The following is a 12,162-nucleotide window of genomic DNA, read 5'->3' as shown; positions in this document are numbered from 1 at the left end:
ATGAGACCATTGCAAAAAGAAATTATTGAATTTGAACATACAAAGCCAGAAATTGATCCAGAGACAGAAATAAGACGATCGGTTGATTTCTTGAAGAATTATGTAAAGGAACGTAGTTTTTTAAAAACACTAGTTTTAGGTATTTCTGGAGGACAGGATTCAACCTTAGCTGGAAAATTGTCAGAAATGGCAATGACTGAGCTTCGTACGGAAACAGGCGATGACAGTTACCAATTTATCGCCGTACGTTTACCTTATGGTGAACAAGCTGATGAATCAGATGCTATGCAAGCAATTGAATGGATGCAAGCTGACAAGGTCGTTCGAGTTAATATCAAAGATAGTGTTGACGCAATGGTTAAAGCTGTTGAAGCTAATGACTTACACATTTCTGATTTTAATAAAGGTAATGTCAAAGCAAGAACTAGAATGATTGCTCAATATGCTATTGCTGGTGATAATAAAGGCGTTGTGGTCGGAACTGATCATGCGGCTGAAAATATCACAGGCTTTTATACTAAATATGGTGATGGCGCCGCTGATGTCACACCACTATTCCGTTTAAACAAGCGTCAGGGTAAATCACTACTTGAGAAGCTTGATGCACCAAAGAACCTTTACGAAAAGATACCAACGGCCGATCTTGAGGAAGAAAGACCAAGTTTACCAGATGAGAAGGCTCTAGGAGTTTCTTATGATGAAATCGATGATTATCTTGAGGGCAAAGATATCGATCCTAAGAGCGCCGAGATTATTGAAAATTGGTACAAGAAAACAGCGCACAAACGTCGCTTGCCATATACCGTCTTTGATTAATAGAATAATAAAAAAATATGAATTAAAATTTGAGGGCATTCGATTTTTTGAATGCCTTTTCATGTGGACGCAACAGTGTGTTAGAATTGAGTTGTAATATTTGTATATTTTACGAAGAGGTGTTTAACAGTGAACAATAATTTAGTTTCCCTTATGAAACCATCCGTTGTTGCAATCAAGCAACAGGAAATTTTTAAATTCAATGCGCGCGCCAAAAGTATTCCGGGTGCGATTAATATGACTGTTGGTGAACCTAACTTCCATACCCCAGAACATATTAAACAAGCTGCCATCAAGGCTATCAATGATGATGAAACTCATTACACAGTACCTGAAGGTAACCACGATCTTTTAAATGCGGTAGCTGACTATTTGCATGAAAAATATGGTTTAAATTATGATCCTAAAACCCAAATTGTAGCCACAACAGGCGTTACTGAAGGTGTCTTTTCTGCCTTCAATGCGATTTTGCAAACAGGGGATGAAGTTTTGATCCCATCGCCAGCCTTTACTATTTATGGACCTGACGCTAACTTTAATGGTGCGTCACCAGTTTATATCGATACTTCAGAGACTAATTTTAAAGTAACTCCCGATGTATTGAGTGAAGTTTTAAGAACTAATCCACGTATTAAAATCTTTATGTTTAACTATCCAAGTAATCCAACAGGCGTTAGTTATACCGAAGATGAGCTAAATGCTTTAGCTGAAGTTATAAAAAAACATAATATTTTCGTAATAAGTGACGAAATTTACAGTGAATTGACTTATAATTTTAAGCATATTTCATTTGGCAATATTCTTCCTGAACAGACAATTTTGTTGAATGGTTTATCTAAATCTCATGCCATGACAGGTTGGCGTTTTGGTGTTGTCTGTGGTCCAGCCGAGGTTATCTCTCAAATCAATAAGATTCATGAGTTGGCCACGACTTCGATTACTTCAATTACTCAATTTGCTGCCTTAGAAGCTTATAAGAATGGATTTGATGATCCTATTCCAATGCGTGAAGAGTATCAAGCAAGACGTGATAAATTATTAGCTGGATTAAACAAACTCGGTTTGGAATGTCCTACACCTAATGGTGCCTTTTACTTATTTGCTAAGATACCTGAACAATATGAGCAAGACGATGTGAAGTTTGCGAACGATTTGCTTGATAAAGAGCATCTAGCTATTTTACCAGGTAGCTTTTTCGGAATTGGTGGAGAACATCATTTGAGATTTAGTTATGCCGCAAGCATGGAAGATATTGATCAATGTCTATCCAAGTTAGAGGATTTTCTAAACCTGGAAAAAAGCGATAGTTTAGAGGAAGAGTATGTTAAGCAAATTTCAGAGAATTATTAGCAAATTAGTGCTTATTTGCGTAGGAATATTTACCACCGTAGTTTTTGTACAGATGGGTGGATTCTTTACATTAAATTATTTAAAACCGGAACCAGTACTAGCCATACTGGTTTTTCTTTGTGCAATTATTTTTGTTGCTGGAGTGGGGTATCTACTTTATCGAATTCGTGATGATGATAAGAATTTGAATAGATTGATCTTACTGAGCATGTTATTTATTTTTTTCGTGGTAGCGATAATTTGGTTAAAGGTAGTTCCACAAACGCAGATCAGTGATTTCGGAGAATTTTGGAACTCAGCTCCCAGAGCGTTAGCGGGAGATAAGATTTTTAGTTATGATAACGATTATTTTGCTAAGTGGGCCTATCAAACTGGCTTCTTAGTTTACGTAATGACAGTTGTAAAAATTTTTGGTCAACATGTTATTGCAATTCAATTATTGAATGTTATTTATCAAGTTTTGATCCTATATTTGGCTTACTTGATTTCGTTACAGATCTTCAACAAGGTTAAAGTAGCGCGTTTGACAGTTTTCTTGTTGATGATTGATTTGGATTGGTTTGCTTTAAATAGTCAATCTGACAACCAGTATATTGGGATGTTGTTGTTCCTGTTGACATTCTACTTAATCATGCAAAATAAATATTGGACCTATGCCTTAGCTGGATTAACTTTGGCAGTCGGTAGTATTGTGAGACCAATTGGACCAGTAATTATTGCTGGAATCGTGGTTTATGGATTATTGTATGTATTCATTGCTAACAATAAGTTTTCTTGGTCAGGATTAGGTAAGATTGTAATGACCTTGGTTATTTATCAAGTAATCTTTTCAGGGGCTAGTTTAGCCATCAAGAGTTCAGGTTTGAATTCCTATGGTCTAACTAACCGTGATTCGGAGTGGAAATTCGTTGTTGGTTTGGATGCCTATTCTGCTGGTTCCTATGATCAGAAGATGGTTGACCGATTTGATCTTCAAGAGAGCCGTGCCAAAATGAGTAAAAAAGAGCATAAGATTATTCGTGAGAATATTAATAATCTAAATGCAACTCACGGCTGGCTAAGATTGTTCTGGGCTAAGAATCGTACACTTTGGGCCGGACGTTCAATGGCAATTGATTTTACAGAATTTGGTAAAATCCATTCATTAAGGATGGATAATTTAGTAAAATTATTAGGGTACATGGGTAGCGTTATATTGATAATCTTTTCCTGGATTGGTTCGTTGAGTCTATTTAAGCGAAAGATTGATAACAAGGTTTTCTTGATCTTATTACCACTAATGGCCTACGCCGTTGTACAATTATTAATTGAAGTTCAAGGTAGATACCGACTTGAATTCTTGCCAGTAATCGCTGTTTTGGCGGGAATTGGTTTGTATAGTTGCTTTGATTGGATCAAATCAAGACGGGAGAAGAAGTTAGATGTCTGATGTATTTAAATTAAGCATTGTTGTTCCATGTTATAACGAAGAAGAAGTTTTACATGAAACTACTAAAGAATTGACAGCCATTATTCAGGGCTTAGTGACTGATAATAAAATTTCTAAAGATAGTAAGATTGTGTTTGTCGATGATGGTAGTAAAGATAAGACTTGGCAATTGATTTCTGAATTCTCAAAAGAACATTCTTCCGTTTCAGGAGTTAAGTTGAGCCGTAACTTTGGACATCAAGGAGCATTACTGGCTGGTGTAACGACTGCTTCTAATGATTCAGATGCCGTTATAACGATAGATGCTGATTTGCAAGATGATGTTAATGCTATTCCTAAGATGGTTGACGAATATCTAAATGGTGCAGAAGTTGTTTATGGAGTAAGAAACAATCGTGATACCGATACGGCCTTTAAACGTGGAACCGCTGAAATGTTCTATCGTTTCATGGGATTCTTAGGTGTCAAAATAGTACCTGATTCAGCCGATTATCGTTTGATGAGTCAACGTGCTTGTAAAGTTTTGCTAAGTTATCGTGAGCGTAACTTGTTCTTGCGTGGAATCGTACCTTTAGTAGGATTCAAATCTGCTAAAGTTTACTATGCTCGTAAGGAAAGATTTGCTGGGGAATCAAAGTATCCATTGAAGAAAATGATCAAGTTTGCCATGGATGGAATCACTTCATTTTCAATCGTGCCAATCAAAATGATCATGGGATTAGGATTTTTCATCGTTTTGATCAGTATCGTGTTGTTGATTTATAGTTTGGTTCAAAAAATCAATGGCAACGTGGTCAATGGTTGGTCGTCACTAATGATATCAATCTGGGCCCTTGGTGGTGTACAATTGATTAGTATTAGTGTGATCGGTGAATATGTTGGCAAAATCTTCAGTGAAGTTAAACAACGTCCAAGATTTACCATCGAAAGAGATATTTATACTGAAAAAACGCAAGAAGAAAATAAGAGGTAACTATTATGAATGCCGCACAAAAAAGAGCTATGCAATATGGTAATTTGATCAATAATACCGTTAATACAATTCAAGAAGAACAAGATAAATTAAATCCAGAATTCGAAAAAATTCGTGACGCTTTGGATCGTAGCAAAGTTGATCAATTAGACGATGTTGAATATACAAAGATTCAAAAGAATTTTGCTGAAGGAACAAAGAGATATCAAGAAACTCTAGCTAATTTGGAAAAAAGTAAAGCTCCTGCAAGATTGATGGGAACTCATATTAATTTAGTTTCAGCTTTTAGAAAATACGTTGAAGCCTGTGCTGCTATGACTGATAGTATTGGCGATGATAAGAATATCGATCGTCATGAGTTTGATGAATCAGAAAAAGCCCAAGATGATGCTATGGACAAGTTTTCAAAATTAATTCAAAAGTTGACGAACTTAGCTTAATATGACTGATTCAGAATTGAATGAGTTGGTAAAAAAGGTTTCCCAAGAGTATTTTGGGAAGCCTTTTGTTCACCAAGCATATTTTAATAATCGTCTAAAAACGACCGGTGGTCGCTTCCATTTAAAAGATCGAAATATTGATATTAACCCTAAAGTTTATCAGCAATTTGGAGAAGAAGCTTTGGTAGGCGTTATCAAGCATGAGCTGTGCCATTATCATTTGTATAACGATGGCTTTCCAGCTCAACATCGAGATCGTAATTTTAAAGTTCTTTTGAAACAGGTTGGTGGGTCGAGATATTCTCCAATTCAAAGACAAAGAAGAAAGAAAAATTACCATCTATATCAATGTACCAAATGCCAAACAGAGTATTATCGAGTTAGAAAAATTAATACTAAACGTTTCGTCTGTGGCAAATGTCATGGGAAACTTGAGTATTTGAGAGATGTTAGTGCTTAAAAAGATGTCAATTAGGGTAGTTTAAAATGCCCGTCGGCCGTAGAAAATCTGTGGGCCACTGGAACGTGGTGGACACGGCTTGAAGCTAATGATTTTTCACAGAGTGAAAAATCATGGATCTCCAAGTCCGGTCTTCTACTAACCTTGCTGACGCAAGCTAAGTAGAATTTCACCACTTAGGGCCCACAGATTTTCTACGGCCGACTATATTTCGGGTTCTAGTTATTACCAGTTGGAGTTACAGTGATTGAATATTTTTTATTATTAAGGCATGTTTCCATATACAAATGGGAGCATGCTTTTTATTTTTCCCAATTTGGATAAGCAGAAATGATATTTAAACAAAAAGTACTCCATAATTATCAGACTTCTTGTCTAACGAATATGGAGTACTGGTCATAGGAGCTATTATTTTGATTCAAAGGTAATTCACAAAATGAAGGATAAATAATTTATCTCAAACCAAACAGTAGAAATACTCTTTAGTCCGGAGCAAAAACTGGGAATACCTTCAGCTGCAAAATTATTGTTATCGGCTTTGCCGATTACAATAAGGCCGATTTTGGAAATCCATTATTTTGCACGAAGTGTAAAATAATTAGTTTCAAAACGTGCCTGCAGCGTTCCAAGGTATTCCCAGTTTTTGTGGAGGACGGGAACCTAAATACTATCTTTTACCATATTTTAATTTTGAAGATTTCCTTCAATCCAGACAGAATAAAGGTTGGTAACGCTGGAATAAAGATCACCATTAAGTAAACTATTCCTGGCAATTGTGCTGTTCCCATCACCATATTAAAGAATGGAATGGCAGTCACTAAGATAGAACTGATTCCTGCAAATAAAACAGCTACGATGAGGTGCTTATTCTCGAATGGATTTCTTCTGAAAATTGATTTGGAACTACGTGCATCGAAAACGTGCCATAGTTGACCGAATACTAATGTTAAAAAGGCTACTGTCTGAGCTTGTTGAGCAGTTGCTCCCATTTGAGCAGCCCAGGCGAAACCTAGATAAACCATGGCTCCCATAATTGATCCACGAATCAAAACTCTGGACCAAGTGTGATTTGCTAAAATTGATTCATTGATATCACGCGGTTTTTCTTTCATAATATCTGATTCAGCGACATCATAACCTAAAGCAAATGAAGGTAGGGAGTCACTGATCATATTGACCCATAATACCATCAAGGCACTCAGAGTGGCTGTGCCTGCAGGTACTTGACCTACTGTTTGGGTAAAGAATAGGCCAAATAATAGAGAAGATACTTCCGCCACATTAGTGGTTAATTCATGGCGCATAAAGTTTTTAATATTAGCGTAAATCATGCGGCCACTACGAACAGACTTTTCAATTGTCGTGAATTTATCATCTAGCAAAATCAAATCTGCGGAATCTTTGGTAACTTCAGTTCCTGTAATACCCATGGCAATTCCGATATCGGCGGCTTTTAGAGCAGGAGCATCGTTTACTCCATCACCAGTCATTGCTACGACTTGTTTGTGGCGTTGCAACTGTTTAATGATTCGTTGCTTATGTTCAGGAGTAACGCGTGCGTAGATATTAGTACCAATAACGGCATTGAATAAGTCATCGTCAGTCATGTCTTCAATTTCTGACCCCTCAATTACACGAGCTTTTTTTGATTTAACAATTCCCAGATCATAAGCGATTGCTCGTGCTGTTTGTGCGTGGTCTCCAGTGATCATAACTACTTCAACCTTAGCGTCATTCAGTGCTTGCACAGATTGTTTGACCTCTGGACGTGGAGGGTCGATGATTCCCGCTACACCAACAATTGTTAGTTGATGTTCTAATTCTTCCACGCTGCTAGTTTGAGCTTCTCGTTTTGTCAGGTCACGATAGGCTACAGCTAAGGTTCTAAGGGCCTTTTTAGCATAATTATCTACGATTTCTTCAAACTGTTTACTTTGAGAACTAGGAATAATTTCACCGTTTTGTAAAATGTTTTGACTGTTTTGTAATAAAACATCCGGTGCACCTTTAGTGTATAAACGATAACCGGTATCAGTTTGGACCACGACACTCATCATTTTACGATCACTCGTAAACGGTAAAGTTCTCACTAATTTATTTTGACTAGCAAGTGTTTCTTTTGTGACACCAGCTTTTTGTCCTAAAACGTGCAAAGCAATTTCAGTAGGATTACCAAATGGTTTGAATACACCATCAACTTCTTTGACACTTGCTTCATTACATAAAACTGCACCTGCTAAAAATAAAGAATTGCGATTAATTTTTTGCCCAACGTCATTTTTGATCGAGCCGTTAGGTTCATATCCCAATCCTTCAACCTGATAAGTTGCGTTTCCGTCATAAAAATTGGTTACGGTCATTTGATTTTGTGTTAGAGTACCGGTTTTGTCGGAACAAATGTAGGAGGTACTTCCTAAAGTTTCTACGCTATCGAGTGATTTGATAAGTCCATTGTTCATGGCTGTTTTAGTAGCCCCAATAGTTAAAACAATGGATAAAACAATTGGCATCGCATCAGGTATCGAAGCAACTGCTAAAGAAATTGACGTTGATAAAACTGAAGTTAACGATGCTATACTTAATTCTCCAGCTTTAATAATTCCTATAACAAAAGTCATTAAAACGATTGCACCAGAAATCTTCATCAACGTACCAGTTAATTTTCTGATAGTGATCTGTAATGGTGAAACTTTTGTATCAGTGTTTTGGATCATCGAAGCAATATTTCCTAATTCCGTATTACTGCCGACGCCAACGACGATTCCGACTCCTTGACCGTTAGAAACAGTTGATCCGGAATATCCCATGTTGGTTCGATCAGCTAATTGAATTTCATCCGCAATAGCTTCAGTATCTTTGGAGATAGCGTCGGCTTCTCCTGTCAGATGGGATTCAATAACTTGTAGCTCGGAACTTTTGATCCAGCGAACGTCGGCTTCAACGAAATCACCCATTTTTACTTTGATGATGTCGCCGACTACAATTTCTGAGGTCGGAATTGTTTGCCATTCGTGATTTCTTAAGACAACACTGGTTCGATTATCCATTTCTCTTAAGGCATCCAAGCTTTTTTTAGTACTCATCTCTTGGAAAAAGACGATCGAGGCGTTGATAATTACCAAAATAAAGATTGCACTGGCCTCATACAAGGCTTCTTTTCCGTGTTGAACGTTATTTTGGATTTTAAAAGCGTATAGGGAACTCATCAGTGATAAGATGATGGCTCCCAATAAAACAATTACGATAGGTTCTTTGAAACCTTGGAGAAAAATTTTCCAAGCTGGGTCTTCATTTTTCTCATCCAGTTTATTTGCGCCATATAGTTTACGATTTTGTTGGACTTGTTCATCATTAAGGCCACGCGTTGAATCGACTAATAGCTTGTCTAGTACATCTGAAGTTGTTAGTTGATAGAATTTGTTCAGAAAATCAGTCCTTTCATATTTATTCCAAAAAAATAGACCTTGATAATTTCTTCTCTTAAGAACGAATTATCAAGGTCGGATAGCTTGAATGTTATTCGCCTACAATTAATGATAGCAAGCAAATATACGTCATGTCAATTTAGGCGCTTAGATTATAGGTGAATAATTTTTTAAAAAGTGACTCAATCAATGAAAAAAAGGGCACAAAAAAAGCAGCTGAACAATCGTCCAACTACTTTAGTAGTGCGGGTAAGAAGATTCGAACTTCCACGGAGGAAACCCTCCACAAGATCCTTAGTCTTGCGCGTCTGCCAATTCCGCCATACCCGCATGCAACAGAGAATATTATACATATAATCAAAAAAATTATCAAGATGATTATGAGTACTTTCTTGTGGTTGATTAAATCAGTGTTTTTTTAATTCGATTGGAACCTTGCTTATTATTTCTTGTTTTGAAAATCATCCAAGATTTGGCGAACTTCATCAGTTGATTTAGCATTCATCATATCATTACGTAGATCAGTTGCCCCAAGTTCTGGTCGAGCATAGATTTTGAAGAATCTCTTTAATGATGGAAAACGTGGTACGTCATAGTGTTGTGAGAAATCATCGAAGAGATCTAACTGTAATCGAAGTAGATTCAATAGTTCATCTAGGGAATGAGTTTGAGGTTCTTTTTCAAAAGCAAATGGATTAGCAAAGACGCCACGTCCAATCATAATTCCATCGAGCCCGGGGTGTTCTTGAGCTAGTTTTACTCCGGCTTGATAGTCGGGAATGTCACCGTTAATTTGTAAAAGTGTTTCTGGCGAAATTTCATTACGTAATCTGATTAGGTCATCAATAACTTCAAAATGTGCCGGAACTTTACTCATTTCCATTTTGGTACGTAAGTGAACTGTTAAGAGTTCAACATGTTGATTAAGTAGGTGAGGAATCCACTCTTTGTATTCCTCCAATTTACTGTAACCTAAACGTGTTTTAATACTAACGGCTAGTCCTGAATTTTTTGCGGCAGACACAATGTTATCAATTTTTTCTGGATTACGGATTAGAAAAGTACCACCGTGATTTTTAATGACAGTCTTATCCGGACAACCGGTATTGATATCGATTGCTTTGAATCCTTTATTTTTTAAAACTTGAGTGCCATTCTCGAAATCTTCGGGAACATCTCCCCAAAGTTGTACAACTGGAAAACTTTTTTCTCGTGGGTCAATGTACAAACGTCCATCGACGGGGAATTTGGTGGTAGGGTCGGTAATACCTTTAGCGTAGACGAACTCGCTGAAGAAAATGTCTGGAGCAGCGGCCTGGACAATTACTTGTCTAAAAACAGTGTTGCTGACGGCCTCCATTGGTGCCATTGAAAAGAATGGACGATTTTCCTCTTTAGCTTGAGTTGCTATTTGTGACCAGAATGATTTTGTCACAGTTGGTTCCTCCTTATTTGAATCACAATACTCTTATGATACTAGTTTCTGAATTTTGACGCTAATATCTAAACCTAGATGATTTTAGCCCGTAGACCAATTATTGTAAATAAAAAATTAATTCGACAAAATTTTACAAAAGGCGCGTTGAAACGCTTGCGTTTTCTGGGTTTTAATCGAATTATATATTAATATTTGTTTAGAACTTAATACAATATTTTTTAACAAATGAATATATTTTTTATTGAGGTGTTATAGTAATATTGATTAAATATCAATATTAGATAGATGGGAGTGTTGTTCTTGTTTCTTGGATCTATTATTTATAATAAAAGACGAGAAATGAATTTGACGCAAATTGAGCTTGCCAACGATATTTGCACTCAAAACACTATTAGTAAAATTGAAAAACACAATATAGCACCGACGGTCAATATTTTAATTAAGATCTGTCTCAAGTTAAATTTGTCATTGAATGATGTGTTCAGTGATTTTGCTAACAAGGATTCAGATAAGGGTGAGAGTATCTTAGATAAAATTGAAAAAGATGCTCTAATGGGTGAATTAACAGATATCGATACTAAGTTGTCGAATTTACAGGGAAAACTGAATGATAACGATATGAAACAATACGAGTTGATTACTGGTGTTATAGATTATCGCGAGGGTAAGACTGACAGTTCATTGTTTACCTTGGATAAAGTTTTGCAACTAACGAAGTCGGCGGATAATGATGTTTATACATTATTAGCTTATTTGTTTAAAGGTTTAGATTATTTGAGTCAAAATCATGTCGATCGGGCACAATATTATTTTCAAATGATCAGTGATGCTTTGAAAGAGAGTACTGATATTCAGAATGCCAATGAATTAGAAGTACTTTTTGTCTGCAAGACCTTGGCTAAATCTTATAATGAAATGGAACTTTATAAGAAAGCCTATCAATTCAGTCGTTGTGGATTGAATTATGCTCAAGAAAAACATATTTCTTATTTTCTTGATGAATTGAATTACGATGCGGCTGTGGCCAGTAAAGGGTTTGATGAAAAGTCAGAAAAGTATGAAGATTATTTCAATCTTGCTTATTATTTGGCCAAAGTTAATCACAATGAAGAGTTACTGACAGTTATAAACCATTAGGAATAGTCTTAATGGCTTATTTTTTTCGGATAATTTTTAAATTAAAAGTGTACGAATTTTTTGTAAAAAAATGTTTAAACAAATTATACTATGCTTGGTCTAAGGAGACTAAGGAAGTATAAATTATGAGAAGAAAAGTGATTGTAGCCTTTCTGGTTGCGTTGATGAGCTTTACTTTTTCAATTTTATCCGTCCAAAGTGTCAAGGCTGAGTCCGTAACTAAAGGCAGTTATGTTGAAGTGTACGCAAAAAAAGCTGAACTTTATAGTTCATCAGGCCGCAAATTAGGCATTTATGAACCGAAGAACAGCGATTGGTATCTTGGTAATACAATTAAAATTTCTGGGAAGGATTTTTATCAAGTAGCTACGGATGAGTACCTAAGTTCCGATGATAGTTATGTCTACCACAATAGACCGGAGATCATCACTGTAAGTAACGATGGGGATGTACCGGTTTATAACAGCAAGCTTGTTGAGAGTACAGAAGTTGCATTAGGACCAGGAACATCCTGGTATTCTGATCGAATCATTTACGCATCAGGTGGAATGCCGTTTGTTCGGGTGGCAACGGATGAATACGTAGGAATGTGGTACGTTGTTCAACAAAAATTTACACAAAGATTATAGTTTCTAAGAAAGGGATATCCATTTTTATTAACGGAATATCCCTTTTTTTATGAAAAAATCTTATA

General features: G+C 36.3%; 10 protein-coding genes and 1 tRNA gene. 8 read left to right on the top strand and 3 right to left on the bottom strand.

Features of this window, described 5'->3' with window-relative positions; all coding sequences use genetic code 11:
• The 6 genes from nadE to U8526_RS07845 all read left to right on the top strand — a co-directional run bounded on the left by nadE (position 1) and on the right by U8526_RS07845 (position 5,468).
• Entirely contained in the window at positions 1-816 is an 816-nt protein-coding gene (gene nadE, locus U8526_RS07870) for an ammonia-dependent NAD(+) synthetase (protein ID WP_334341405.1), read from the top strand.
• Between the two features lie 129 nt (positions 817-945).
• Positions 946-2,166 carry an aminotransferase class I/II-fold pyridoxal phosphate-dependent enzyme gene (locus U8526_RS07865; protein WP_334341404.1) on the top strand — a complete coding sequence of 407 codons (1,221 nt, stop codon included), beginning with the start codon at positions 946-948 and terminating at the stop codon, positions 2,164-2,166.
• Positions 2,138-3,595: a hypothetical protein gene (locus U8526_RS07860; RefSeq protein ID WP_334341403.1), complete on the top strand. Its 1,458-nt coding sequence runs from the start codon at positions 2,138-2,140 to the stop codon at positions 3,593-3,595. Before U8526_RS07865 ends, U8526_RS07860 begins: the two co-directional genes overlap by 29 nt.
• Entirely contained in the window at positions 3,588-4,568 is a 981-nt protein-coding gene (locus U8526_RS07855) for a glycosyltransferase family 2 protein (protein WP_334341402.1), read from the top strand. Before U8526_RS07860 ends, U8526_RS07855 begins: the two co-directional genes overlap by 8 nt.
• 5 nt (positions 4,569-4,573) lie before the next feature.
• Positions 4,574-5,008: a hypothetical protein gene (locus U8526_RS07850; RefSeq protein WP_334341401.1), complete on the top strand. Its 435-nt coding sequence runs from the start codon at positions 4,574-4,576 to the stop codon at positions 5,006-5,008.
• 1 nt (position 5,009) lies between these two features.
• Entirely contained in the window at positions 5,010-5,468 is a 459-nt protein-coding gene (locus U8526_RS07845) for a SprT family protein (RefSeq protein WP_334341400.1), read from the top strand.
• A 674-nt stretch (positions 5,469-6,142) separates the two neighbouring features.
• Here U8526_RS07845 and U8526_RS07840 read toward each other — a convergent pair.
• The 3 genes from U8526_RS07840 to U8526_RS07830 all read right to left on the bottom strand — a co-directional run bounded on the left by U8526_RS07840 (position 6,143) and on the right by U8526_RS07830 (position 10,328).
• On the bottom strand, positions 6,143-8,893 hold the full coding sequence (locus U8526_RS07840) for a cation-translocating P-type ATPase (protein WP_334341540.1): 2,751 nt from the start codon (positions 8,891-8,893) through the stop codon (positions 6,143-6,145).
• A 244-nt stretch (positions 8,894-9,137) separates the two neighbouring features.
• Positions 9,138-9,223, bottom strand: a tRNA-Leu gene (locus tag U8526_RS07835).
• Between the two features lie 112 nt (positions 9,224-9,335).
• Positions 9,336-10,328: a tRNA-dihydrouridine synthase family protein gene (locus U8526_RS07830; RefSeq protein WP_334341399.1), complete on the bottom strand. Its 993-nt coding sequence runs from the start codon at positions 10,326-10,328 to the stop codon at positions 9,336-9,338.
• A gap of 288 nt (positions 10,329-10,616) precedes the next feature.
• On the opposite strand from U8526_RS07830, the gene U8526_RS07825 reads away from it, so the two are divergent.
• Positions 10,617-11,468 (top strand): helix-turn-helix domain-containing protein, encoded by an 852-nt coding sequence (locus U8526_RS07825; RefSeq protein ID WP_334341398.1) that lies wholly within the window; start codon positions 10,617-10,619, stop codon positions 11,466-11,468.
• Between the two features lie 125 nt (positions 11,469-11,593).
• A complete protein-coding gene (locus tag U8526_RS07820) occupies positions 11,594-12,097 on the top strand; it encodes an SLAP domain-containing protein (RefSeq protein ID WP_334341397.1) in 504 nt (167 codons plus the stop codon).
• Positions 12,098-12,162 lie beyond the last annotated feature (65 nt).

It is taken from the genome of Companilactobacillus sp. HBUAS56275 (assembly GCF_036913655.1).
Taxonomy (GTDB): Bacteria; Bacillota; Bacilli; order Lactobacillales; family Lactobacillaceae; genus Companilactobacillus; species Companilactobacillus pullicola.
The sequence above is the reverse complement of the archived record's forward strand: the minus strand, read 5'-3'. Positions and strand labels throughout refer to the sequence as shown.